General features: G+C 65.2%; 27 protein-coding genes. 17 read left to right on the top strand and 10 right to left on the bottom strand.

What is annotated here, in order from left to right; translation table 11 throughout:
- Positions 1–114 precede the first annotated feature (114 nt).
- From ACFPTO_RS05190 to ACFPTO_RS05180, 3 genes are all read left to right on the top strand, one after another.
- Entirely contained in the window at positions 115–1167 is a 1053-nt protein-coding gene (locus ACFPTO_RS05190; protein ID WP_377709924.1) for an NADP(H)-dependent aldo-keto reductase, read from the top strand.
- Between the two features lie 316 nt (positions 1168–1483).
- Positions 1484–2545, top strand: coding sequence for a permease (locus ACFPTO_RS05185; RefSeq protein ID WP_377709923.1), 1062 nt, complete (start codon positions 1484–1486; stop codon positions 2543–2545).
- A 194-nt stretch (positions 2546–2739) separates the two neighbouring features.
- The gene (locus ACFPTO_RS05180; RefSeq protein ID WP_293039557.1) at positions 2740–3162 is read left to right on the top strand and encodes a hypothetical protein; all 423 of its coding nucleotides are present in this window, start codon (positions 2740–2742) and stop codon (positions 3160–3162) included.
- 54 nt (positions 3163–3216) lie between these two features.
- Here ACFPTO_RS05180 and ACFPTO_RS05175 read toward each other — a convergent pair whose 3' ends face one another.
- Both ACFPTO_RS05175 and nodI read right to left on the bottom strand, forming a co-directional pair.
- Complete coding sequence (locus tag ACFPTO_RS05175; protein WP_377709922.1) at positions 3217–4053, bottom strand: ABC transporter permease; 837 nt, start codon at positions 4051–4053, stop codon at positions 3217–3219.
- A gap of 85 nt (positions 4054–4138) precedes the next feature.
- A complete protein-coding gene (nodI, locus tag ACFPTO_RS05170; protein WP_377709921.1) occupies positions 4139–5053 on the bottom strand; it encodes a nodulation factor ABC transporter ATP-binding protein NodI in 915 nt (304 codons plus the stop codon).
- Between the two features lie 260 nt (positions 5054–5313).
- On the opposite strand from nodI, the gene ACFPTO_RS05165 reads away from it, so the two are divergent.
- Positions 5314–5784 (top strand): universal stress protein, encoded by a 471-nt coding sequence (locus tag ACFPTO_RS05165; RefSeq protein ID WP_293040519.1) that lies wholly within the window; start codon positions 5314–5316, stop codon positions 5782–5784.
- A 79-nt stretch (positions 5785–5863) separates the two neighbouring features.
- Here ACFPTO_RS05165 and ACFPTO_RS05160 read toward each other — a convergent pair whose 3' ends face one another.
- From ACFPTO_RS05160 to lexA, 3 genes are all read right to left on the bottom strand, one after another.
- On the bottom strand, positions 5864–6562 hold the full coding sequence (locus tag ACFPTO_RS05160) for a DUF2939 domain-containing protein (protein ID WP_377709920.1): 699 nt from the start codon (positions 6560–6562) through the stop codon (positions 5864–5866).
- A gap of 102 nt (positions 6563–6664) precedes the next feature.
- On the bottom strand, positions 6665–7075 hold the full coding sequence (locus ACFPTO_RS05155) for a hypothetical protein (RefSeq protein WP_377709919.1): 411 nt from the start codon (positions 7073–7075) through the stop codon (positions 6665–6667).
- A gap of 27 nt (positions 7076–7102) precedes the next feature.
- A complete protein-coding gene (gene lexA, locus ACFPTO_RS05150; protein ID WP_377709918.1) occupies positions 7103–7753 on the bottom strand; it encodes a transcriptional repressor LexA in 651 nt (216 codons plus the stop codon).
- A 319-nt stretch (positions 7754–8072) separates the two neighbouring features.
- On the opposite strand from lexA, the gene ACFPTO_RS05145 reads away from it, so the two are divergent.
- The 6 genes from ACFPTO_RS05145 (at position 8073) to ACFPTO_RS05120 (ending at position 14455) form a co-directional block, all read left to right on the top strand.
- Positions 8073–9137, top strand: coding sequence for a sulfate ABC transporter substrate-binding protein (locus tag ACFPTO_RS05145; RefSeq protein WP_377709917.1), 1065 nt, complete (start codon positions 8073–8075; stop codon positions 9135–9137).
- A gap of 111 nt (positions 9138–9248) precedes the next feature.
- The gene (gene cysT / locus ACFPTO_RS05140; protein WP_377709916.1) at positions 9249–10187 is read left to right on the top strand and encodes a sulfate ABC transporter permease subunit CysT; all 939 of its coding nucleotides are present in this window, start codon (positions 9249–9251) and stop codon (positions 10185–10187) included.
- Entirely contained in the window at positions 10184–11194 is a 1011-nt protein-coding gene (gene cysW / locus ACFPTO_RS05135; protein WP_377709915.1) for a sulfate ABC transporter permease subunit CysW, read from the top strand. Before cysT ends, cysW begins: the two co-directional genes overlap by 4 nt.
- A gap of 85 nt (positions 11195–11279) precedes the next feature.
- Positions 11280–12338 carry a sulfate/molybdate ABC transporter ATP-binding protein gene (locus ACFPTO_RS05130; RefSeq protein ID WP_377709913.1) on the top strand — a complete coding sequence of 353 codons (1059 nt, stop codon included), beginning with the start codon at positions 11280–11282 and terminating at the stop codon, positions 12336–12338.
- Positions 12339–12429: 91 nt separating this feature from the next.
- On the top strand, positions 12430–13356 hold the full coding sequence (locus ACFPTO_RS05125; protein WP_377709912.1) for a CysB family HTH-type transcriptional regulator: 927 nt from the start codon (positions 12430–12432) through the stop codon (positions 13354–13356).
- A gap of 67 nt (positions 13357–13423) precedes the next feature.
- Positions 13424–14455, top strand: a complete 1032-nt coding sequence (locus ACFPTO_RS05120) for an asparaginase (protein WP_377709911.1) — start codon at positions 13424–13426, stop codon at positions 14453–14455.
- 376 nt (positions 14456–14831) lie between these two features.
- On the opposite strand, the gene ACFPTO_RS05115 is transcribed toward ACFPTO_RS05120, so the two are convergent.
- The 3 genes from ACFPTO_RS05115 to gcl form a co-directional block, all read right to left on the bottom strand.
- On the bottom strand, positions 14832–15740 hold the full coding sequence (locus ACFPTO_RS05115) for a 2-hydroxy-3-oxopropionate reductase (protein WP_377709910.1): 909 nt from the start codon (positions 15738–15740) through the stop codon (positions 14832–14834).
- Positions 15741–15813: 73 nt separating this feature from the next.
- Positions 15814–16611: a hydroxypyruvate isomerase gene (gene hyi / locus ACFPTO_RS05110; RefSeq protein WP_377709909.1), complete on the bottom strand. Its 798-nt coding sequence runs from the start codon at positions 16609–16611 to the stop codon at positions 15814–15816.
- 119 nt (positions 16612–16730) lie between these two features.
- On the bottom strand, positions 16731–18512 hold the full coding sequence (gcl, locus tag ACFPTO_RS05105) for a glyoxylate carboligase (protein ID WP_377709908.1): 1782 nt from the start codon (positions 18510–18512) through the stop codon (positions 16731–16733).
- Between the two features lie 189 nt (positions 18513–18701).
- Here gcl and ACFPTO_RS05100 point away from each other — a divergent pair, with 189 nt between their 5' ends.
- Positions 18702–19616, top strand: a complete 915-nt coding sequence (locus ACFPTO_RS05100) for a substrate binding domain-containing protein (protein ID WP_377709907.1) — start codon at positions 18702–18704, stop codon at positions 19614–19616.
- A 69-nt stretch (positions 19617–19685) separates the two neighbouring features.
- Here ACFPTO_RS05100 and ACFPTO_RS05095 read toward each other — a convergent pair whose 3' ends face one another.
- Both ACFPTO_RS05095 and ACFPTO_RS05090 read right to left on the bottom strand, forming a co-directional pair.
- Complete coding sequence (locus ACFPTO_RS05095; protein WP_377709905.1) at positions 19686–20072, bottom strand: cupredoxin domain-containing protein; 387 nt, start codon at positions 20070–20072, stop codon at positions 19686–19688.
- A 26-nt stretch (positions 20073–20098) separates the two neighbouring features.
- Positions 20099–20989 carry a metallophosphoesterase family protein gene (locus tag ACFPTO_RS05090; RefSeq protein ID WP_377709904.1) on the bottom strand — a complete coding sequence of 297 codons (891 nt, stop codon included), beginning with the start codon at positions 20987–20989 and terminating at the stop codon, positions 20099–20101.
- 208 nt (positions 20990–21197) lie between these two features.
- Between ACFPTO_RS05090 and ACFPTO_RS05085 the strand changes: the two genes are divergently transcribed.
- The 6 genes from ACFPTO_RS05085 to rplI all read left to right on the top strand — a co-directional run bounded on the left by ACFPTO_RS05085 (position 21198) and on the right by rplI (position 24645).
- Positions 21198–22025 carry an RNA polymerase sigma factor gene (locus ACFPTO_RS05085; RefSeq protein ID WP_377709902.1) on the top strand — a complete coding sequence of 276 codons (828 nt, stop codon included), beginning with the start codon at positions 21198–21200 and terminating at the stop codon, positions 22023–22025.
- On the top strand, positions 22015–22893 hold the full coding sequence (locus tag ACFPTO_RS05080) for an anti-sigma factor family protein (RefSeq protein ID WP_377709901.1): 879 nt from the start codon (positions 22015–22017) through the stop codon (positions 22891–22893). Before ACFPTO_RS05085 ends, ACFPTO_RS05080 begins: the two co-directional genes overlap by 11 nt.
- 266 nt (positions 22894–23159) lie before the next feature.
- On the top strand, positions 23160–23531 hold the full coding sequence (gene rpsF, locus ACFPTO_RS05075; RefSeq protein ID WP_293042205.1) for a 30S ribosomal protein S6: 372 nt from the start codon (positions 23160–23162) through the stop codon (positions 23529–23531).
- Between the two features lie 56 nt (positions 23532–23587).
- Complete coding sequence (priB, locus tag ACFPTO_RS05070) at positions 23588–23887, top strand: primosomal replication protein N (RefSeq protein WP_377709899.1); 300 nt, start codon at positions 23588–23590, stop codon at positions 23885–23887.
- Positions 23888–23889: 2 nt separating this feature from the next.
- Complete coding sequence (rpsR, locus tag ACFPTO_RS05065; protein WP_087735833.1) at positions 23890–24165, top strand: 30S ribosomal protein S18; 276 nt, start codon at positions 23890–23892, stop codon at positions 24163–24165.
- Between the two features lie 27 nt (positions 24166–24192).
- Positions 24193–24645, top strand: a complete 453-nt coding sequence (gene rplI, locus ACFPTO_RS05060) for a 50S ribosomal protein L9 (RefSeq protein ID WP_377709897.1) — start codon at positions 24193–24195, stop codon at positions 24643–24645.
- Positions 24646–24737 lie beyond the last annotated feature (92 nt).

The following is a 24737-nucleotide window of genomic DNA, read 5'->3' as shown; positions in this document are numbered from 1 at the left end:
ACGGTTTATTACGACCATCCGCGGCGGCTGGCGAGGTTGGCCGGTCCCCTGAAAAATCCGCTGCGACGTGGTAGTTTCGCGCTCACCCCAAACTCACGATGGAATGACGCTTCAATGGAATACCGCACTCTCGGAGACACGAACGTCCAGGTCAGCCTGATCGGCCTTGGCACCATGACGTGGGGCGAGCAGAACACGGAGCGCGATGCGCACGAACAGATCGACTACGCGCTCGATCGCGGCGTGACGCTGATCGACGCGGCGGAGATGTACCCCGTGCCGCCGCGCGCTGAGACGCAGGGTTTGACCGAGCGCTATATCGGCACGTGGCTTGCGAAGCATCCGGCAGTGCGCGAGCGCATCGTGCTGGCAACGAAGATCGCCGGGCTGGCGCGTCAGCCGCACAATCCGCGGCATATTCGCGGTGAAACGAACCAGTTCGACCGCAAGAACCTGACCGAGGCGCTCGATGGCAGCCTGAAACGCCTGCAGACCGATTACGTCGATCTTTACCAGCTGCATTGGCCCGATCGCAGCACGATGACGTTCGGCCGCAATGCGTATCCGTGGATCGACGATGCGTACACCGTGCCGATCGAGGAGACGCTTTCGGTGCTCGTCGACTTCGTGACGGCGGGCAAGGTGCGTCACATCGGCGTGTCGAATGAGACGCCGTGGGGCGTCGCGCAATTTCTGCGGGCCGCAGAAAAGCTCGGCCTGCCGCGTATCGTCAGCATCCAGAATCCGTACAGCCTCGTGAACCGCACGTACGAAACCGGGCTTTCGGAGTTCACGCATCACGAAGGCGTCGGCCTGTTTGCGTATTCGCCGCTCGCGTTCGGCTGGCTCTCCGGCAAATATGAGGGTGGGGCGAGGCCGGAAGGCGCGCGCATCACGAAGTTCGAGCGCTTCGCGCGCTACAGCAATCCGCAGGCCGTCGCGGCCACGTCGCGCTACGTGGCGCTCGCGAAGGAGCATGGCATCACGCCCGCACAGTTCGCGCTTGCCTTCGTCAATAGCCGGCCGTTCGTGACGAGCAATCTGATCGGCGCGACGTCGATGGCGCAGTTGAAGGAGAATATCGCCAGCATCGACGTGAAGCTCTCACCCGAGGCGCTCGCCCAGATCGACGCGCTGCACGCGCTGCAGCCCAATCCGGCGCCGTAACCTCGGTATAACGTAGAGCACCAGGCAGGGCACTACGCCGCGCGCCGCCGCAACGGCGGCGCGTGTATTCTTGCGGTCCCGGCGCGCGGCATCCGTCGCGCCGGGCGTGCCACGGGCGTGGCACGGGGCGGGTCCGGGTATGGTCAATGCGCCACCTGTGCTCCTCACCGCTCTTGCCCGGGGCCCGCGAACCGCTTGCGGCGGCGAAAGCCGTTGGCGAATCGCGATCCATACACTACGATCCAGCTTGCGCTTCGGGGCCGCATCAAAGAAGAAGCCCCGGCGCTAGCACGCATTTTTTCGGAGAATTCTCGCAATGACGACCGCACGCGACACGCAGACGACGCCCTCGTACGGCTGGCGCCTTTTTATCTTGTTGGCGATCGTCGGTCTTTTTTACGTCAAATGGTTTCCCTACTATCACCGCGCATTCACGGCTGAGGCGACGCACTCGATCGGCCACTCCATCCTGATGGGGACCGAAGCGAACGCGCCCGCGCCGTCGCTTTCCGCCGCGCTCGATTACGCGTGGGCCTACGGCAAGGCGATCTGGCAGGCGATGGTGCTGGGGCTGCTGCTCGGCTCGGCCGTCCAGGCGCTGCTGCCGCCGCAGTGGGTTGCGCGCGTGCTCGGCCGGCATAGCTTCGGCAGCGTGGCCGCGGGCGGGCTGCTCGCCGTGCCCGGCATGATGTGCACCTGCTGCGCCGCACCCGTCGTCGCCGGATTGCGGGCACGCCATGCTTCGGTGGGTAGCGCGATTGCATTCTGGCTCGGCAACTCGGTGCTCAATCCCGCCACCCTCGTGTTCATGGGGTTCGTGCTCGGCTGGCAGTGGAGCCTGTTGCGGCTCGTACTCGGCGTGATGATGGTGTTCGGGCTGGGGTGGCTCGCGAACCGGCTCTCGACGAAGGAAGAAGCGCCTGCCGCCGACGATCGTCTTGCCCAACTCACGCCCCAGCAGGCGGGCAGCGGCAACATGTTCGTGCGTTGGGCGCAGCTGTTCTTGCGCATGACGGTGCGGCTCATCCCCGAATACATCGTGCTCGTGCTGCTGCTTGGCGCGGCGCGCGCCTGGCTTTTTCCGCATATCAGTCCGGAGGTGACGAGCAGCCTCGGCTGGATCGTCGCCTTCGCGGTGGCGGGCATGCTGTTCGTGATCCCGACGGCGGGCGAGGTGCCGATCATCCAGGCGATGCTCGCGCTCGGCATCGGTGTCGGCCCTGCAGGCGCGCTGCTGATGACGCTGCCGCCCGTGAGCGTGCCGTCGCTCGCGATGCTGGCGGGCTCGTTCCGTCCGCGCGTGCTTGCGGTCGTCGCGGCGGTGGTGGTGCTGTTCGGCATCGCCGCGGGCTATGCGGCGGTCGCGCTCGGATTTTGAAGGCGTTTGCCGTCGTGGCACGCCAAGGCGATTGATCGGGTTCTGCGCTACGCTCGCCATTCGGCAATGGCGCGGCGCATGAACCAGGCATGGATCAGGCATCAACCAGGCATCAACTAGGCATCAACCAGGCACGAATCGCGGACGCTTGCGCGTTCGTGTGCACAGGAGAGGGCCGCGGCCCGGAAAACAGTATGGCTCAGCAGAAGACGAACCCGAAACTCGAACAAGCTCTGACGCGCGGCGATCTCGCCATCCGTCAGGCCAACTCGGCACGTGCGACAGCCGTATTGCGGGCGCTCGGCAAGATGATCGTCGAGGCGTCGGCGACGATCGGCGTCGAGGCCGACACGTTGATCCCCGAGGCCGACCGCATCTACGATCCCGCCGACGGTTTGTGGCCGCAGCAATTGCTGGTGTCGCTCGATGGCCCGGTCGAGGATTCGGATCCGGAGGAAGTCCGCACCGTGTATCTCTTCGCGGACGCCGCAGTGACGACGTTCCGGGTCGAGTGGCATCGCGCGGACGGCAAGCTCGGCCGGCACGAAGGCGGTCCCTTCGCGACGGTCGCATTCATCTCGGACGTGGATATTCCCTGGGGCGACGACGAAGAGTGACTCGCCGGTTTTTTTCCGCTTCGCGGGTGGCGCTTTCCGCCGCCGCCCGCGCCTTCAGCGCATCATGCGCCTGCGAAACAGCACCGTTGCAATCGCGAACGGCACCGCCACGTAGAAAGCCAGTACGAACAGATGGAGCCCCGCGTGTTCGATGGGGCGCCCGAGCATCGCCGGACGAATCAGTTCGACCGCGTGCGCGAGCGGCAGCATCAGCGTGACGTGCTGCGCGGCCGCAGGCAGTTGCGTGATCGGGAAGAACACGCCGGAGAGCAGCAGCATCGGCGTGAGCACGAGCGTCTGATAGAACATGAAGAAGTCGTATGACGGTGCGAGTGCCGTCACGATCATCGCGCAGCTCGCGAACGCGAGTCCGGCCAGTGCGATCACGGGTAGCGCGAGCAGCATCGACGGGAAGTTCGCGTAGCCGAGCGCGCCCGCGACGAGCATGATCGCCGCGCCCGAGAGCATCGATTTGCTCGCGGCCCACACGATCTCGCCGAGCACTATGTCGCCGAGCGAGAGCGGCGTATGCATGATCGCTTCCCAGGTGCGCTGGACGTGCATGCGCGAGAAGCCCGAATACATCGACTCGAAGCTCGCCGACATCATCACCGACGACGACACCGTGCCCGCCGCGAGAAACGCGATGTACGAGACACCGTCGACGTGCCCAACCATCAGCCCGAGCCCGAAACCGAGGCCGAACAGGTAGATCATCGGGTCGGCGAGATTGCCGAACATCGATGCAATCGCGAGCTTGCGCCACACGAGATAGTTGCGCCGCCAGACGGCGATCCAGTGCGTTGCGCTCGACGGCAACGCCGCGCGCGGCTCGCGCTGCGGCGTGCTGGCGGGGTGCGTTGGCGGCGCCTTTTCGGTACGTGCGTCCATGATGTCCTGTGAGTGGGGCTGCCGGGTTTCGTCGTCGCGGTTAGCTCTGTGGCTGGTAGTCCTGACGCTGTTGATCCTGCCGCAGTTAATCCTGCATCTCGCGGCCGGTCAGCCGCAGAAACACGTCTTCGAGATTGGCGGGCCGGTGCAGGTAACGCAGGTCCGCGCGATGGCGCAGCCGCTGATGAATCGGCTGCGGATCCTCGACGTAGCAAAAGAGCGTTTCGCCGCTGATCTCCGTGCGCTCGGCAAAGGGCGCCAGCTCGTCGCGCAGCGCGGCCGGATCGGGTCCGTAGACCTCGACCACGTCGTAGCCGATCTCCGACTGAATCAGCGCATGCGGCGCGCCTTCTGCAATCTTGCGGCCTTCCTCGATTACGCACACGCGGTTGCAGAGCCGTTCGGCTTCCTCCATGAAATGCGTCGTGAGCAGAATCGTCTTGCCGCGCGCGAGCAGCGAGCGCAGACGTTCCCAGATCAGGTGGCGCGCCTGCGGGTCGAGGCCCGTGGTCGGTTCGTCCATGACGAGCACGTCGGGGTCGTTGACCAGCGCGCGAGCGAGCGTGAGGCGCCGCCGCATGCCGCCCGACAGCTCGCCGACGCGCGCATCCGCCTTGCTCTCGAGGCGCGCGAATTCGAGCAGCGGCGCAACGAGCGCACGCGTCTCGCTCGCGGATAACCCGAAGTAGCGCCCGAACACGAGCAGGTTTTCGCGGACGGTGAAATCGGGGTCGAGGTTGTCGAACTGCGGCACGACGCCCACGCGCGTGCGGGCGTGGCGCGCCCGTGCGGGCACCGGCTCGCCGCACAGGCTGATGCGCCCGGCATCGGGTGAGACGATGCCGAGCAGCATGCGCAGCGTCGTCGTCTTGCCCGCGCCGTTGGGGCCGAGGAGTCCAAAGCACTCGCCGGGGACGACGTGGAACGACAGGCCATTGACGACTGTCCTGTCTCCGTAGTGTTTGATGACCTGCTCGAATTCGATGGCGGGTGCGGGCATGGACCGTAGGAGTATGAATCGATGGAAGCGGCGCGCGCGTGGCGCACGGTGAGGCGGCCTATTCTAGAACATTGCCGCGCAGGCGGCAGGCGGCGAACCGTGTCGCGTCGGGCGTGCCTGGGTGTTCCAGGGCCGCGGCGCAGGGCGCGTATGTGCGACGGGGTCGGGCCTGGCGTTTTCCAGCCCTTGCATGTGCAATTGCGGCGCAGCATTATGAGATTGCACGGCGCGCGACCCGCGCGGGCCGGGGAGAAACCATCATGGCGAGCTACAAGAAAATCCTGCTTTGTTATGACGGCTCGCGCGAAGGCCGCAAGGCGCTGCGCTGCGGCGCGGATCTGGCGCTGGATCTGCATGCTGAAACACACCTGCTGTCGGTCGTCGACATGCGATCGACGATTGCCCAGAGCGCCGGCCTTCTGACCGATGTGGCCTGCGGCCGTTTCGAAGAGACCGCGCGCGAAATTCTTCAGGAGGGCGTGGACTGGCTGACTGAGCGCGGCGTGCGTGCCCAGGGCCATTTCGCCTTCGGGCATCCGATCGATGAGATCGCGAATCTTGCCAACGAACTGCAGGTGGATCTGGTGGTGGTCGGGCATCGCTGCCGCACCGGGCTGTCGCGCTGGTGGATGGGCGCAGGCAATACGCCGCTGCTCGACCGTGTGTCGTGCAGCATTCTGGTGGCGTGTTCCTCGGCGGCCGAGCAGAAGCAACAGCAAGCGGCCGCCTGAGCGATGCATTCGACGGCTGTGTTTCACGCTCGCCGTTGGCGCAATTACACAGCCATCAAGCAGCCATCAAGCAATGCCGTTATTGGGCGGGCTCGTTCAATTCGACCGCGCCGAGCTTCCACGAAAAAGGCCCGTGACGTTGCAGGACAGCGGAATAAGGCATGCTGTTCGATCTGCGCTGCCAGGTCACCACAAATTCATTGAAACCACGGTAGCCCGCCGTAATTTGCGGGTGGCCTGGCTCGTTTTCCTCTGAATCCGCCAAAGCCGATTCTGTGTCGGAGTCAGCGTCCGACTCAGCGGTGGAGTGAGTGTCGGATTCAGCGCTCAACTCGTCTGGTGCGTTCGCCGCGGCAGGCGCGTGCGCCGGATTACCATCGCTTGCGGCCGGCGGCTGCTCGCCGGGTGGCATTCCGTTGAGCAGCGCGGCGACGCCGTCGGGCGTCGCATACGCATCCACGAGTGACCCGATCAGCGCGGTGCCGATCGCGGTGCCAATCGCGCTGCCCAACAGCTGCATTGGATTGCTGCCGTGCTGCTCCTCCAGGTGCCGCGTCAGCATGTCGCCAGCCTGTTCCTTGAGGCTTACGCGCAACGCCGGATAGTCGACGTACTCGTTCAGCGTTGCCGCATCGCGCGCATCGGCTGCGGCCTTGAGCCGGTGCAGCACCAGATACGGCGAGGCGTAGCTGTAGCCTACTGTGGCCGCGACGAGCACCAGGGCTACCACGATGGCGACGGGTTTGATCCAGCGTTTGTTCGACAGGGATTGGGTCATGGTTGCGTTGGGATGTTTAGGATCATTTAATGAACACCGTGTGTGGACAAGGTGAATGAAAAAAAGATCCCGGACTCTCCCGTTGCCTTTACCGTTTTTCCCTTACTTAGCGAGCGCCGCGGGCAGATCCGCGTGCTGTTCGGCGATGCAGCGGTCGATCATCCGGCACACCGCATCGACCGTACCCACCATGATGAGCCGGGAAGGCCCGTGGTACACGCGCACGGGCGCCCGGCGTCCGGGCTCGGTGTGGTTCAGCCCGCTGTTGAGCGAAACGCGCGCAAATGCGGGTTGCGCGGACGGTAACGGCGGCAGTTCGACTAGGCCCGGGGCCAACCCAACCGCGGACCCAACTGTGGACCCCGGTTCGGTGTCGCTCAGGCTGTCGAAGAGAGAGCCGGATTGCGCGGCTCCCGACATGCGCGTGTTCTTCGCCGCGCAGCTGGCGAGGCCGCGCAGATGCCGCAGACGGCCGAATTGACGAAAGGGCAGCAAACGGGCAAGGCGTTCCATAACTCCCTCCAGACAGCGTTTAGACGATCAGAATTCGGTGGGGCGAATCAGGCCGACAGCGATGCCTTCGAGCGCGAACTCCACACTGCCGGCCTCGACGAAGATGTTGTCATAGTCGGGGTTCTCGGCGATCAGTTCGAGCCCGTTGGGCCGGCGCTTCAGGCGTTTCACCGTGACGTCGTCGCCAAGGCGCGCGACGACGATCTGGCCGTCCTTCGCTTCGCTCTTCTTCTGCACGGCGAGCAGGTCGCCGTCCAGGATGCCCGCGTCGCGCATCGACAGGCCGCGCACCTTGAGCAGGTAGTCGGGCTTGCTGGAGAAGAGCGCCGGGTCGCACGCGTAGTGCTGCGCGATGTGCTCCTGCGCGAGGATCGGACTGCCCGCTGCGACGCGGCCGACGAGCGGCAGCGAGAGCTGCATGATGCTCGGGTGCGGCAGCGTGAACTGGCGCGGGAGGTCGTCCGGGCCGGGCAGGAGACGGATGCCGCGCGACGCGCCTGCGGCCAGTTCGATCACGCCCTTGCGTGCGAGCGCGCGCAGATGCTCCTCGGCGGAATTGGCGGAACTGAAGCCGAGTTCGGCCGCGATCTCGGCGCGCGTGGGCGGATAGCCGGTGCGCTCGATCGCGCGCCGGATCAGATCGAAAACCTGCTGCTGTCGTGCGGTGAGTTTGGTCATGGCGGCACTGTATGAATAGACAGGTGACTGTATTTTTATACAGTATCGGATCCTTTTCAAGTGTTACTTGAAGTTCTCCGTTCGGCGGGCGTTTTCGCGGCATTTGCGCGCTACCTTGCCCACTATCTTGCCCACTGCCGGGCGGATGGAATGACGGTGCGACCGTGCTCGCGTGGCAGAGGCGAGGGGGCTTACCACTTTTGAGCATTAAAAAATGAAGAAACATTATTTTTAATGATTTAAGCCGGTCGTTAGACTGCCCTTCATCGTGAGCTGCAGGCACGCAAGACCCACGCGAAGACAACACGGAGAAAAGTGGATGGGCATTCTGGACAACGGAAAAACGGGCTGGATCAAGCGACTGGCGGCGCGGTTGATCGTTGGCGTGGCGCCGATCCTCGGCATCGCGGCGCTCGTTGGCATGGCCGCGCACACGCCCGCCGCGCATGCGGATACGTCGTTGCTGAACGTTTCCTACGATCCGACGCGCGAGTTGTACCAGCAGGTCAACGAGGCTTTTGCGAAGCAGTGGAAGGCGAAGACCGGCGAGACGCTCACGATCAGGCAGTCGCACGGCGGCTCGGGTGCGCAGGCGCGCTCGGTGCTGGACGGCCTGCAGGCCGATGTCGTGACGCTCGCGCTCGCCTGGGACATCGACGCGCTCGCGAAGAAGGGCGTCGTGCACGCCGACTGGCAAAAGCGTCTGCCCGACAACGCCGCGCCGTACACCTCGACCATCGTGTTTCTCGTGCGCAAGGGCAATCCGAAGCACATCAAGGACTGGGACGACCTCGTGAAGCCGGGCGTCTCGATCGTCACGCCGAATCCGAAGACCTCAGGCGGCGCGCGCTGGAATTACCTCGCGGCGTGGGCGTACGCCGCGCATCAGCCGGGCGGCAATGACCAGAAGGCGAAGGCGTTCGTCACGCAGCTCTACAGAAACGCTGGTGTGCTCGACTCGGGCTCGCGCGGAGCGACGACGAGCTTCGTGCAGCGCGGCATCGGCGACGTGCTGATCGCGTGGGAAAACGAAGCGTTCCTGTCGCTCAGGGAGTTCGGTTCCGGGAAGTTCGAGATCGTGGTGCCGTCGGCGAGCATTCTCGCGGAGCCGCCGGTGGCCGTCGTCGACAAGGTCGTGGACAAGCGCGGCACGCGCAAGGTCGCCGAGGCCTATCTGCAGTTCCTGTACAGCGAGGAAGGTCAGGAGATCGCGGCGAAGAACTTCTACCGTCCGCGCTCGGACAAGGTGCCGGCTGCGCTGACGTCGAGGTTTCCGAAGCTGAAGCTCTACACGGTCGACGATTCGTTCGGCGGCTGGGCGAACGCGCAGAAGGTTCATTTCGCCGATGGCGGCGTGTTCGATTCGATTTATCAGCCGCAGTGAAGTCGCAGTGAAGTCGCAGAGAAACCGCAGTGAAACATCGCACGGCAGGCGCGCCCGCAAGGGCGCGCTCTTTGGCGCGTAGCGCCGCAGCATTCTGAAAGAGCAACAAGCATGACGACGTTACGCTTACGCAAGCCCAGCGCGTTGCCGGGCTTCGGCCTGACACTGGGCATCACGGTGGCTTATCTGAGCCTCGTGGTGCTGATTCCGCTTGCGTCCACCTTCCTCAAGACCGCGACGCTCGACTGGGCGCAGTTCGTGCGCGCAGTGGCGTCGCCGCGCGTGATCGCGTCGTACCGGCTGACGTTTTTGGCCGCGCTCGGCGCCGCGCTCATCAATGCCGTGTTCGGCCTTTTGCTCGCCTGGGTGCTCGTGCGCTACACGTTCCCCTTCAAGCGGGCCATCGACGCGCTCGTCGATCTGCCGTTCGCGCTGCCGACCTCGGTTGCCGGCATCTCGCTCGCGGCCGTGTACGCGGGCAACGGCTGGATCGGCCAGTTTCTCGAACCGCTGGGGATCAAGGTCGCCTTCACGTCGCTCGGCGTGCTCGTTGCGCTCACATTCATCGGGCTGCCGTTCGTCGTGCGCACCGTGCAGCCCGTGCTCGAAGACTTCGAGCGCGAGCAGGAGGAAGCCGCCGCGTGCCTCGGCGCGTCGCGCTGGCTCACGGTGCGCCGCGTCGTGCTGCCCGCCGCATTGCCTGCGCTGCTCACCGGTTTTGCGCTTGCGTTCGCGCGCGCGCTCGGCGAGTACGGCTCGGTGATCTTCATCGCGGGCAATGTGCCGATGAAGTCCGAAATCACCTCGCTTCTGATCATCACCAAGCTCGAACAGTACGACTACGCGGGCGCGACCGCGCTGGCCGTCGTGATGCTGTGCGTCTCGTTCGTCATGCTGCTCATCATCAATTCGCTGCAGTGGTATTTGCAGCGCCGGACGAGCCGCGGCGCTTCATCGCCTGCGCCGTCTTCATTGTCTGGGCCGTCTTCATCGTCTTCCGCCCAGCCTGACCCGACGCAGCGCGCAGTTGCCACGGGAGGTGCGCAATGAGCACGCCTTTGCGACAGCCGACCCGACCCGATCCGGTCACGGAAGCCCCCTGGGTGCGCTGGCTGCTCACCGGCATCGCGCTCGTCTTTCTCGCGCTCTTTCTGCTGGTGCCGCTCGTCGCGGTGTTCTCCCAGGCACTTTCGAAGGGCGTTGGCTTCTACTTCGCGTCGCTCGCCGATCCCGATGCCGTTTCGGCAATCAAGCTCACGCTCATCACCGCGGCCATCGCCGTGCCGCTCAATCTTGTGTTCGGTCTTGTCGCTTCGTGGGCAATTGCGAAATTCGAGTTCCGCGGCAAGGCGCTGCTCACCACGCTGATCGATCTGCCGTTTTCGGTGTCGCCCGTGATCTCGGGTCTCATCTACGTGCTGCTGTTCGGCGCGCAGGGCTGGCTCGGGCCATGGCTCGCCGACCACGACGTGCAGATCATCTTCGCCGTGCCGGGCATCGTGCTCGCGACGATCTTCGTCACGTTTCCGTTCGTTGCGCGCGAACTGATCCCGCTGATGCAGGCCCAGGGTAACGACGAGGAAGAGGCCGCGCACGTGCTGGGCGCGTCGGGCTGGCAGATGTTTCGGCGCGTCACGCTGCCGAATGTCCGCTGGGGTTTGATCTACGGCGTGATCCTCTGCAACGCGCGGGCGATGGGCGAGTTCGGCGCGGTGTCGGTGGTGTCGGGCCACATTCGCGGGCAGACCGACACGATGCCGCTGCACGTCGAGATCCTCTACAACGAATACAACTTCGCGGCGGCTTTCGCGGTGGCGTCGCTGCTCGCGCTGCTCGCGCTCGTGACGCTCGGGCTCAAGCTGCTTGCCGAGCGTCATCTCGGCGCGGAACGCGAGGACGAAAGCGCTGCGCCCGCGCTCGCCCCGGATCGCGGCGGGCGCGCGCTCAGGCAGATCGCTGCTGCTGCCGCCACCGCCACCGCCACCGCCACCGCCACCGTTCAACCGGACATATCACGCGCTGCGCGGCCGGGTGTCGCCCGGCAGGCGCTCGAGTAATTAGCGCATCAGTCACACCATTGCATCGGGCCAGCGCAGGCGCTTCGTAGCACCCGCGCTGGCCGAAAACGGAGAGCAGTCAATCATGGGCATCATCGTTCGCAATCTGCAAAAGCGCTTCGGCGATTTCACCGCGCTCGACAACGTCTCGCTCGACTTTCCGCCCGGCGAACTCGTCGCGCTGCTCGGGCCGTCGGGTTGCGGCAAGACCACGCTGCTGCGCGTGATCGCGGGCCTCGAATACGCGGACGCGGGCGAGGTCGTGCTGCAAGGCCAGGACGTGGGCGCCGTCGGTGCGCGCGAACGCCAGGTGGGCTTCGTCTTCCAGCATTACGCGCTGTTCCGCCACATGACGGTGTTCGAGAACGTCGCGTTCGGACTGCGCGTGAAGCCGCGCAACGAGCGGCCGTCCGAGGCCGCGATTCGCGAGAAGGTGCATGAACTCCTGAAGCTCGTTCAGCTCGACTGGCTCGCGCAGCGCTATCCGTCCGAACTCTCCGGCGGGCAGCGCCAGCGCATCGCGCTTGCCCGTGCGCTGGCCGTCGAGCCCAAGGTGCTGCTGCTCGACGAGCCGTTCGGCGCGCTCGACGCGAAAGTGCGCAAGGAACTGCGCAGCTGGCTGCGCCGCCTGCACGACGATCTGCATATTTCGACGATCTTCGTCACGCACGATCAGGAGGAAGCGCTCGAAGTGGCCGACCGCATCGTCGTGCTCAATCGCGGACACGTCGAGCAGGTGGGCAGCCCGCAGGCCGTCTACGATCACCCGCAGACGGCTTTCGTCTACGAATTCCTCGGCGCGGCGAACCGCCTGCACGGGCGCGTGGAGGCGCAGGGTTTTGTCGTCGACGGTGCGGCGCAGCCGATCGCCGTGCAGGCGGAATTTGTCGGCCCGGCGCTCGCCTACGTGCGCCCGCACGATCTCGTGCTGCATCCGCATGCGAACGGGCAGCGCGACGGCATCGTCGTGGATGTGCGCCGCGTCGTGACGCTCGGCGGCTCGGTGCGCGTGGAGCTGGCCAGCCATGCGGGCGGCGCGCTCGAAGCCGAACTCGATCGCGAGGCGTGGCGCGCGCTGAGCCTGAGCGTGGGCGACTACGCGACCGCCGTGCCGCGTGGCCTGCGCGTATTTCCGGCGCACTGAGCGACACACCAGCGCACGTTTTGCACGCTCACAGCGCGTTCATATCGCGCGCATTCAACCTGATCAGACCGACCAGTCCGGGGACAAGGACATGAATTTCCAGCAGTTGCGTTTCGTACGTGAAGCCGTGCGTCAGAACATGAATCTGACCGAGGTGGCGAACGTGCTGTACACGTCGCAATCGGGCGTCTCGAAGCAGATCAAGGATCTGGAGGACGAACTCGGCGTCGATATCTTCATCCGGCGCGGCAAGCGGCTCACCGGCCTGACCGAGCCGGGCAAGGCCGTGCATCAGCTGATCGAGCGGATGCTGCTCGATGCCGGCAACCTGCGCCGCGTCGCGCGCCAGTTCGCCGATCAGGACAGCGGCCATCTCGTCGTCGCGACGACCCACACGCAGGCGCGCTACGCGCTGCCGAAAGTCGTGCATCAGTTCCGCGAGGTGTTTCCGAAGGTGCGGCTCGCGCTGCGCCAGGGCAATCCGCAGCAGATTGCACAGTCGATCGTCAGCGGCGAGGCCGATATCGGTCTTTCGACCGAAGCGCTCGACCGCTATCCGGACATCGTGACGTTCCCGTGCTATTCGTGGCATCACGTCGTCGTCGTGCCGAAGTCGCATCCGCTCGTCGGGCGCGAGCACGTCACGCTCGAAGAGATCGCGGAGTTTCCGCTCATCACCTACGATCAGGACTTCACGGGCCGCTCGCACATCGACCAGTCGTTCGCGAAGGCGGGTGTGGTGCCCGACGTCGTGCTGACGGCCATCGACACCGACGTCATCAAGACCTATGTCGAACTAGGCATGGGCGTGGGCGTGGTGGCCGCGATGGCCTACGATCCGAAGCGCGACACCGAACTCGTCGCACTCGATTCCCAGCACCTGTTCGAGGCGAGCACGACGCGCGTGGGCTTGCGCAAGGGCGCGTTCCTGCGTCAGTACGCGTACCGGATGATCGAGATGTTCGCGCCGCATCTGACTGAGCAGCATATCGCGAGCCAGTTGCGCGAAGGCAACTGAAGCGCCGTGACGCGATGTGAAGATCGGGCTGCGCGCACGCAGCGGCGGATCGCTTAAAATCGCCGCCATGAATACTCCCAATCCGACTTCCTCTTCCGCGGCGGCGCAACCGCTGCCGCGCATCGCCGTGCTCGCTACCGGCGGCACCATCGCGGGCGCCGCGCCCGACGTGGCGAACACCGCCGGTTACCAGGCCGGCGTCATCGGCGTCGCGCAGTTGCTGGCGGCCGTCCCCGGGCTCGACGCCATCGCGCGGATCCAGGCCGAGCAGGTCGCGAGCATCGACAGCAAGGACATGGCGCTCGCGCTGTGGACGACGCTTGCGCAGCGCATCAATACGCTGCTGGCGGGCGACGATATCGATGGCGTCGTCATCACGCACGGCACCGATACGCTCGAAGAAACCGCCTGGCTGCTGCATCTCGCGGTCAAGAGCTCGAAGCCCGTCGTGATGACGGCGGCGATGCGGCCCGCTTCGGCGCTCTCGGCCGATGGCCCGCTGAATCTGCTGAACGCGGTGACGCTCGCGGCGAGCGGTGCGGCAGCGGGACAGGGCGTGCTCGTCGCGTTCAACAACCGGATTCACTGCGCGCGCGACGTGATCAAGATCAGCACGTACGCCGTCGATGCGTTCCAGTCGCCCGAAATCGGCGCGCTCGGCTGGGTACAGGACGGGCGGGTGGAATTTCAGCGTCGCGCATTGCGTGCGCATACGGTCGATTCGCCGTTTACGGCGAACGGGCCGTGGCCGCACGTGGAGATCGTTACGAGTTATGCGGGCGTGTCGCGCATCGCCGTCGATGCGCTCGTCGCGGCGGGTGCGCTCGGTATCGTCGTGGCCGGGACCGGCAACGGCTCGATTCATTCGACCTTGCAACAGGCGCTGGTCGAGGCGGCGGCAAAGGGCGTGGCGGTCGTGCGCGCCTCGCGCGTGGGTTCGGGTCACGTGATGCACAACGGCGCGGCGAAAGACGACGCGCTCGGCTTCATCAGCGCGGGCACGCTCAATCCGTACAAGGCGCGCGTGCTGCTGGCGCTCGCGCTTGCGCGCGGCATCACGGATCGGATCGAGTTGCAGCGCGTGTTCGATACGTACTGATCGAGGCGCATTCTTCGTTGGCGCAACGCGGCGCGGGAAAAGCGCGCCGGGCCATGTGCGCGTGCGAACGCGGGCGCAAGCCCCGAAGCGTTGCAATCCGACGAGCGGACACCCGATGACGACGTCTGACCGACCAAGGCTTCCCCGCCGTCACCGGGCGCCGCTGCGGACCCCACCGGCCGCTCTCAGCCAAGAGCGGCCCCGATTTGCTCCATGGCGGTTGCCGCCGCCCTGGAGCGCCCCACGAGTGGCCATCGCGCCTTGCGAGACAGCCTGAGCTTGCCCGTTGCCGCAGTGTGACGGCACGCCAGGCACACACTGCGCCGCGCACTTCACATTCACCGCTTCGATCAATCCCGGCTTCAGGACGCCGGATTCACGCCGCCGAAGGTTGCGCGCTGGCCGGTTCCGCAATGTCGAAGTGCGCCATGATTTCCAGCGCGCGAATCATCGCCGAGTGATCCCACGCCTTGCCGCCATTGGCCGCGCAGACGCTGAAAAGCTGCTGCGCGCTCGCCGTGTGCGGCAGCGCGATGCCGAGCTTGCGCGCGCCGTCGAGGGCGAGGTTCAGGTCCTTCTGGTGCAGCTCGATGCGAAAACCCGGGTTGAACGTGCGCTTCGTCATGCGCTCGCCGTGCACTTCGAGAATGCGCGAGGAGGCGAAGCCGCCCATCAGCGCGCGGCGCACGCGCTCGGGATCGGCGCCCGAGCGTGCGGCGAACAGCAATGCTTCGGCCACGGCCTCGATGTTCAGCGCGACGATGATCTGGTTCGCGACCTTGCAGGTCTGTCCCGCGCCGTTGTCGCCGATCAGCGAAATGTTCTTGCCCATCAGCTCGAATAGCGGCTTCGCCTTGTCGAAGGCCTGTTGCGGACCGCCCACCATGATCGTGAGCGTCGCCTCCCGCGCGCCGACTTCGCCGCCCGAGACGGGCGCGTCGAGGTAGTCGCAGCCAAGTGCGTTGATCTGCTTCGCGAACTGCTGCGTTTCGAGCGGCGAGATGGAACTCATGTCGATCACGAGCTTGCCCGCGGACAGACCCTTTGCAACGCCGTCGTCGGCGAACAGCGCGTTGGCGACGTCGGGCGTATCCGGCACCATCACGACGATGATGTCCGATACTTGCGCGACCGCCGCCGAATCGGCGGCGACATGGGCCGTTGCGCGCAGATCGTCCGGCACCGAATGCTTGCCGCTGACGCTCAGCGAGTGACCGCCCTTGATGAGGTTGCGCGCCATGTGCGCGCCCATGATGCCGAGCCCGATAAAGCCGATCTTTGCCATCGTGTGTTGCTCCGCTGGGTTTGTCCTGCGAGTTCGTACCGAGAGTTCGTCCTGATTCGATGAAGCTGCGCGCTCACGAGCGCTCGGTGGCGCGTAGCTTTGCAGTGCGCAGCCAGCCGAGGCCATCGGCGGTCGTCGTGAGCGGCTTGTATTCGCAGCCGATATGGCCGTCGTAGCCGAGCGTATCGAGCAGATCGAACAGAAACGGGTAGTTGATCTCTCCGGTGCCGGGCTCGTTGCGGCCCGGGTTGTCGGCGAGCTGGATGTGCGCGATCTTCGCGAAGTGCTTTTTGATCGTCGCCGCGAGTTCGCCCTCCATGCGTTGCATGTGATAGATGTCGTACTGCAGGAAGACGTTGTCCGAGCCGGTCTTCGCGATCACGTCGAGCGCCTCGGCCGAGCGATTCAGCGCGAAACCCGGAATGTCGTACGAATTGCAGGGTTCGACGAGCAGGCGGAGGCCCTCGCGTTTGAGCGCCGCAGCGGCGAACGTGAGGTTATCGACAATCGTGGCGAGCGCCGTGTCGCGCGAAACATCCGCAGCCGGAATGCCGACGAGGCAGTTGAGCTGCCGCACCTTCAGGGCCCGCGCGTATTCGATTGCACGGCCCACACCCTCCTGGAATTCCCCCTTGCGTGCGGGCAGACACGCAATGCCGCGCTCGCCCGCTTCCCAGTTGCCGGCGGGCAGGTTGTGCAGCACGAGCTTGAGCTTGTGCGCTTCGAGGCACTCCGCCAGTTCGCTCGCCTTGTACGGATACGGAAACAGGAATTCCACGGCGTCGAAGCCCGCGTCCGCCGCCGCAGCGAAGCGGTCGAGGAATGGGACTTCGTTGAACAGCATCGTGAGGTTCGCGGCAAATTTCGGCATGGCAGGTGTCTCGCTGGTCGGTCAGTGGTTGTATTGATGCACCGTCGCGCGAGACAACGCGCGGCGGCACGCAGGAAGCAGGACGTCGACGCTTATAGGTGCTACGGGCACGACGCGTGTTACGGCTGGCCAGGCAGGGCGATTGCCGTTGGCGCGTGCCCGGGTGTTTCGGCGAGCGCTTCGAACTCGTTGATCGCGTCGATTTCGGTGCCCATCGAAATGTTGGTCACGCGTTCGAGGATCACCTCGACCACGACCGGCACGCCGAATTCGGCCGCCATCGATTGCGCCTGCCGCAGCGCCGGTGCGATCTCTTCGGGCTCGAACACACGCAGCGCCTTGCAGCCGAGGCCTTCGGCCACGGCAACGTGGTCGACGCCGTAGCCGTTCACTTCCGGTGCGTTGATGTTATCGAATGCGAGCTGGACGCAGAAATCCATATCGAACTGGCGCTGCGCTTGGCGAATCAGGCCGAGGTACGAGTTGTTGACCACGACGTGCACGTAGGGCAGGTTGAACTGCGCGCCGACGGCCAGCTCTTCAATCATGAACTGAAAATCGTAGTCGCCGGAGAGCGCGACGATCGGGCGGGTGGGATCGGCCACGCGCACGCCGAGCGCGGCCGGAATCGTCCAGCCGAGCGGGCCGGCCTGGCCGCAATTGATCCAGTTGCGCGCCTTGTAGACGTGGAGAAACTGCGCGCCCGCGATCTGCGAGAGGCCGATCGTGCTCACGTAGCACGTGTCGCGCCCGAACACCTTGTTCATCTCTTCGTACACGCGCTGCGGTTTGATCGGCGTGTTGTCGAAGTGCGTCTTGCGGTGCATCGTGCGCTTGCGTTCCTGGCACTGCGCGACCCACTCGGCGCGGTTTTTGAGCTTGCCCGCGGCGCGCCATTCCTGCGCGACCTCGATAAAGAGTTCGAGCGCGGCCCGCGCATCGGAGACGATGCCGAGATCCGGGCCGAATACGCGGCCGATCTGCGTCGGTTCGATGTCGACGTGCACGAACTTGCGGCCCTTCGTATAGACCTCGACGCTGCCCGTGTGGCGGTTCGCCCAGCGGTTGCCGATGCCGAGCACGAAGTCGGCGGCGAGCAGGGTCGCGTTGCCGTAGCGGTGCGACGTTTGCAGGCCTGCCATCCCGGCCATGAGCGGGTGATCGTCGGCGATGGCGCCCCACGACATCAGCGTCGGAATGACCGGTACGCCCACCGTTTCGGCGAACTGGACGAGGAGGTCTTCGGCGGCGGCGTTGATGATGCCGCCGCCCGAAACGATCAGCGGCGCTTCGCTCGCGTTGAGCAGTTCGAGCGCGGCTTCGATCTGCTTGCGCGTCGCGCGCGGCTTGTAGACGGGCAGCGGCTCGTAGGTGTCGATATCGAATTCGATTTCGGCGAGCTGCACGTCGATCGGCAGGTCGACCAGCACCGGACCCGGACGGCCCGAGCGCATCAGATGGAACGCCTGCTGGAACACGCGCGGCACGAGCGCGGGTTCGCGCACGGTCACGGCCCACTTGGTGACCGGCTTCGCGATCGACTCGATATCGACGGCCTGAAAGTCTTCCTTGTAGAGCCGCGCGCGCGGCGCCTGGCCCGTGATCGCGAGGATCGGAATCGAGTCGGCAGAAGCGGAATAGAGGCCCGTGATCATGTCGGTGCCTGCCGGGCCCGACGTGCCGATGCACACGCCGATATTGCCGGGTACGGCTCGCGTGTAGCCCTCGGCCATGTGCGAAGCGCCCTCGACGTGGCGCGCCAATACGTGCGTGATGCCGCCGGCCTTTCTGAGCGCCGAATAGAACGGGTTGATGGCGGCGCCCGGCACGCCGAAAGCAGTGTCGATCCCTTCCTTTTCGAGCACCAGCACCGCGGCGTCGACGGCTCTCATTCTCGGCATGACTGTCTCCTGAATGTTGCGGACTGCACACATGACGAAGCTGCTGAGTTGCACTTTAGGCACGCCAGAAAGGTTTGATAAGATCAGCCAAAGTCGCTTATTTCGAAACTAAAAGTATGGAATGCCGCCGGGCGACAAGTGGGACGACACGCGGAACGGCAATCGGAAGGGCATTCCGGGAGACACGTCATGGATCGCTTCAAGCAGATCGAAACCTTCGTTCGCGTCGCGGAAGCGGGTAGCCTCGCGGCGGCCGCGCTGGAGGAAGGCGTTTCGCCGGTGATTCTCGGGCGGCGTATCGACGCGCTGGAGAAGCGGCTAGGCGTGAAGCTCATGTACCGCTCGACGCGAAGGCTCGTCGTGAGCGAAGAGGGCGGCGCGTTTCTCGAACGTTGCCGTGGCCTGCTCGCCGAGTGGGACCAGGCGGAAAACGAAGTTACGGCCGGGCGGCGCGTGGTGAACGGGCATCTGATCGTGTCGGCGCCCGCCGCGTTCGGGCGCAAGCACGTTGCGCCGCTCGCGAGCGCGTTTCTTGCCGATAAACCTGAACTCCAGATGTCGTTCAACCTGACCGACCGCGTCGTCGATCTCGTGCGCGAGGGCTACGACCTGTCGATCCGCATCGGCGGCGCGGTCGATCCGAACTTCGTCGCCGTGAAGCTCGCGTCGAACCGGCGCGTGGTGTGCGGCACGCCCGAATATTTTCATCGGCACGGCAGACCGAAGACGCTCGACGATCTGCACGCGCACAACTGTCTCGCGTTCAATCTGCAGGGCGGGCAGAACCGCGGCTGGAATTTCCGGCGCAACGGCAAGCTCGTGACCGTGCGCGTGGGCGGCACGCTCGACTGCAACGACGGCGAGCTGCTGCACCGCTGGGTGACGGAAGGGCTCGGGCTCGGCTGGCGGTCTTCGTGGGAGATCGATGCGCAGCTCGCGCGCGGCGAACTGGAGACCGTGCTCGACGAATACGCGCTGCCCGACTACGACATCCTCGCGGTCTATCCGCAGCAGCGCTACGTGCCGGCCAGGGTGCGCTATTTTATCGACTATCTCAAGGATGCCTACGCACGGCCCGGTTACTGGAGCGGCGAGGTGTACTGAGCCGCGTTCGCCGCTTCATGCGCGTTTTGCGTACGTTTCGCGCATTTTTCACAGACGTCCGGCGCAGGCTCAACCGACCACGAGCACGCCGTTCATCGTTTCGTGCCCCGAACCGCAGAAGATGTCGCAGAGAAACTGCACCGTGCCCGCGTCGCCCGCTTTCGCATCGAGATGGACCACGATGCCCGGCGGCACGTCGGCACGCACGCCGAGCTGCGGAATCGAGAAGCCCATGAGCGCATCCTCGGCCGTGAGTTCGAACGTCACGCGTTCGTGCGGCGCAAGGGGAATGCGGTTCGGCGTGAACACGAAACGCCGGGCGTGAACCTTGATCACGCGCGGCGCCGCGCGCGCATCGACACGCAGCAGCAAGCTCGCGCTCGCCGCGGCAAATAGCAACCAGCGGCGGCGCGCGGGCCGCGCCAGGCGCCTGGCAGCGCTCGAATTGGTGAACATGGCAGTCTCCTCGGCAGGTTTCGTTGTCAGGTGAGGTTGCGGATCGGCATTTCGGTCAACGCATACGCTTGCGGTGCTTCATCGACTTCGATGCTGCGCCAGCCGAGCCCCTTATAGGGCGCCGATGCATCCCACGGAACCGGCAGCCGCTGCGCCTGCGAACCGGGCGCGGGCAGCGGGAACATCAGCGAGCGCGCGGCGTGGTGCGCGATTGCGCCCGTCATCGTGTGATGCTCCTGGTGGATATGGCCGTAGAACACGGTGACGTTCTGGTGCTTCTGCAGCACGTTGATCACGGCGGCGCCGTCGCGCGTGGCCCAGTCCCATTGCGGCGCGAGATCGAAAAGCGGCCGGTGCGTGAAGACGACGATGCGGGCGTCCGGGCGCTGACGCGAGAGGTCGTCGGCGAGCCACGCGATCTGCGTGTCGCCCACGCGGGCCGCAGGATCGGACACGTTGTCGAGCACGATGAAATGCACGCCGCGATGGTCGAATGTGTAGTGCGTCTGACCGAACAGCTCGCGGTACGCCTCGCCGTTGTCGAGACTCGCGTCGTGCTCGCCCGGCATCAGATAGAGCGGCTTGACTTTCAGCGCGGCAATGATCGACTGGAATTCATGCATGCGCGTGCGGCGCACGGTGGGGTCGTCGGTCGTGTGCGTGAGGTCGCCCGTGAACACGACGAAATCCGGCTTCGCGGGCAACGAGTTGACGGCGGCGATTGCCTTCGGCAGCGTGCCTTTGGCGTCGGGATTGACCTTCGGGCCTTCGAAGCCCCAGTGCGCGTCCGAAAGCTGGACGAAGAAGAAATCGGCGTCGCGTTCAGCGGCCCAGCCGGGCAGTGCCGATGCGAACGCGACGCCGCCGCCCAGTGCGGCGAGGCGCAGGAAGTCGCGCCGTTTCAGAGTGGTGGGCATGGTCGTCTCCTCACGCGTGGATGTGCCTGTCTTACCGCGCGGACGTGCCGTGTATTCCCGCTTTATTTTTCGCTGGCGGGCGTAGACGGCGGGAATACACTGGCTGAAGCGCCGGTACTGCATGCAGGGCGGCCTGAACACGAGAAGGTGAGAGGGAGAGGCGCGGTTAGCAGGACGAGGGATGCCGTAAGAGGCACGAGGGGCGAGCGTGGGCGCAAGCGCGAACGAGCAAGTCGAGCCAGCGGGAAGCGACGAAGCGGCGCGCAGCAGCCGTTTCCAGGCGCTCGCGCTGCCGCATCTCGATGCGGCGTACAACCTCGCGCGCTGGCTCTCGCGCAATCCGGGCGATGCCGACGACATCGTTCAGGAGGCGTTCCTGCGGGCGTTCCGTTTCTTCGACACGTTTCGTGGCGACCTCGCGCGCCCGTGGCTGCTCGCGATCGTGCGGCGCGTCTGGTACGACGAGTGGCGGCGGCGCTCGACATCGGAAGAGGTGACGCCGTTCGACGAGTTGCGCGACGACACGCCGCCGGAAGGCTGGGAAACCGCGAGCGCGGACCCGGAAACGCTCGCAATCCGCGCGGAAGATGCGCGCGTCGTGCAGGATGCGCTGCACAGGCTGCCGGTGGAGTATCGAGAAGTGCTCGTGCTGCGTGAGATGGAGGAATTGAGTTATCGCGAGATTGCGGTGATCGCCGATCTCCCGGTGGGAACCGTGATGTCGCGGCTGGCGCGCGGACGCCGTCGGCTCGCGGTGCTGCTCGCGGCTTCGCAGGGGCGTGTGCAAGGCAACGTGCAGCCCAATGTGCAGCCTGACGTGCAAACGAACGTGCAAACGAACGTGCAAACTGCGCGTCCAGGCACGAGCGGCAACGGCGCGGATGATGGCGGCGGGGCGAGCCATCAGGCAAGGCGGCCATCGGTGCGGGGGAGTGTCGGCCGGTTCGCTGGCGAGGCGGCTGTCGATGGCGGACCGCAGCCGCATACAGATGGCCGTCCAGGTGACTCTACGACGGAGGCGCCCGATGAAATGTGACGAAGTGCGCCCACTGATCGACGCGAGCGTCGACCGCGAGCTTTCCGCCGCCGACGAATGGCGCGTGCGGGAGCATTTGTCCGGCTGCGCACAGTGCCGGCGCGACGCGCAGACCGTGCAGGCGATGTCGAAGGCGGTGAAGTCCGCGGACTACTACCGCGCACCGGCAGGGCTCGGCGCGCGCATCATCGCGGCCTTGCCGCCGGTCGTAGCCGGGCAGGGTGCTCGCGCGGGAGAGATCGTCGAAGAGCCCGAGCGCGGGCGTGCGCGCAAGACCGGCTGGAGCGCCTGGCCGTGGCCACGCTTTGGCGGGTTCGGTGGATTCTCGGGTGCCGGAGGGCAGGCGGCGGGCTTCAGCTGGTTCGCGGGTGCGCTGCTCGTGCTCTGTGCGCTCGGCTTTGCTGCAGCGCTGAACCTGCGCCGCCCGGCAACCGGCGGCGAATTCGTGAACGAACTCGTGGCGAGCCACGTCCGCGCCCAGATCTCGGGACGTGATCTCGATGTAATCTCGACGGACAAGCACACGGTCAAGCCGTGGTTCAACGGCAAGATCGACTACGCGCCGCCCGTCGAGGATCTCGCCGCCGAGGGCTTCCCGCTCGCAGGCGGCCGGCTCGACTATGTGGGGCGTGAGCGCGTGGCGGTGCTCGTCTATCACTATCGCAAGCACGTGATCGATCTCTACGTCTTCCCGCCGGGCGAGGCGGGTCCGGCTGCGACTGCGGGCCCGCCGCCGCGCATCAGCGAGGGCTACGCGCTGGCGCGCTGGCAGGCTGGCGGCATGACCTGGTGGGCCGTCACTGATGCCGGGCCGGAGGCGCTCACGGGCCTGCGCGCCGCGCTGGACGCGCGCCTCGGCGGCGCTTGAACGCGCATGCGATGCCTCGGTTGGCGCGCAGCTGGCACACAGTTGGCACGCCGCTCGCATGTAGTTGACGCACGCCCGACCGGGGCAGGGCACGCCAAGTCATTGAAAACACGTCCGAAACACGCCGCGCGCGACTGATTTCAGTTGCGCGCGACGCTGTCTCGCGTTACACTCTTCGGCTTCTCACTTGCCGCACCGGAGAATTCAACGGGTAATCCGGAGAATTCAATGGCGCCCGGGCGGCTTTAATCCACAAGGAGTGTGTAATGCGTCATTACGAAATCGTCTTCATCGTGCACCCCGATCAAAGCGAGCAAGTGCCCGCCATGATCGAGCGTTACAAGGGCACGATCACGTCGCACGGTGGCCAGATCCACCGCATCGAAGACTGGGGCCGTCGTCAACTGGCCTACATGATCGAGAAACTCGCGAAGGCTCACTACGTCTGCATGAACATCGAATGCGACCAGACCACGCTCGACGAACTGGAACACGCGTTCAAGTTCAACGACGCCGTTCTGCGTCACCTCATCGTCAAGATGAAGAAGGCCGAAACCGGCCCGTCGCCGATGATGAAGGAAGTGCAGCGCGAAGAAGCCAAGAAGGCGGCTGCCCAGCCGACCGACGCGCAGGCTTAAATTACACAAGCCATCAGGATTCGAGCCTGGCTGCTTAAGTTAACTTCGTAAGCCCCGTGAACAGGCTGCAACTCAAGGCGAGCGTCGTCGAACGCGAACCGGTGCGATATACCCCCGCCGGCGTTCCGATCGCAAGCTGCACGTTGCACCACCGCACCGAAGTCGTCGAGGCCGGCGTTGCCCGCCTCGTGGAACTGACGATGGATGCTGTGGCCGCCGGCGAGGCTTGCGGCAAGCTGGAAAGCTGTGAAATGGGCGTCGAGACGCTCTTCACCGGTTTTCTGGCGAAAAAGCACCGTAACGCGCGAACCTTGGTGTTTCACATCACCGAAATGCAAGGTACAGGAAAGGACTAATCATGGCCCGCCCGACTGGTAAGAAATTCGACAAACGTCGTCAACAGCAAAACCCGCTCTTCAAGCGTAAGAAGTTCTGCCGCTTCACGGCTGCAGGCGTCGAGCAGATCGACTACAAGGATATCGATACGCTGAAGGACTTCATCGGCGAAAACGGCAAGATCACGCCGGCGCGTCTGACGGGTACCAAGGCCCACTATCAACGTCAGCTGGACACGGCTATCAAGCGCGCGCGTTTCCTTGCGCTGATGCCGTACACCGACCAGCACAAGGCCTAACCCGACGACGCTACAAGGAGCATCCGAATGCAGATCATTCTTCTCGAAAAAGTCGTCAACCTCGGTAATCTGGGCGACATCGTCAAGGTGAAGGACGGTTACGCACGTAACTTCCTGATCCCGAACAAGAAGGCCCGTCGCGCCACGAAGGACGCGATCGCCGAATTCGAAGTTCGCCGCGCCGAACTCGAAAAGGTCGCCGCAGAAAAGCTGGCAGCCGCTCAGGCAGAAGGCGAAAAGCTGAACGGCCTGACCGTTCAGATCGGCCAGAAGGCTGGCGTGGACGGCCGTTTGTTCGGCTCGGTCACGAACGCCGACATCGCCGTCGCGCTGACCAAGCAAGGCTTCGCAGTGGAAAAGGCGCAAGTGCGCCTGCCGGAAGGCCCGCTGAAGATGGTGGGCGACCACCCGGTGCAAGTCAGCCTGCACACCGACGTCATCGTCGACGTCACGGTGTCGGTGCTGGGCGAGCACGTCTAAGCATCCTGGGCGGCCCGGTTGGGCCGCTCGAGCGCTGTCGGTTCAAGAAAGGCAGGAGCCCCGCGGCTTCTGCCTTTTTTATTGTGCGTGAC

Origin of the sequence: Paraburkholderia denitrificans (genome assembly GCF_042655705.1) — a bacterium.
Lineage (GTDB): Bacteria > Pseudomonadota > Gammaproteobacteria > Burkholderiales > Burkholderiaceae > Paraburkholderia > Paraburkholderia denitrificans.
Note: the sequence above shows the minus strand (reverse complement) of the source record. Positions and strands in the feature narration are given on the sequence as shown.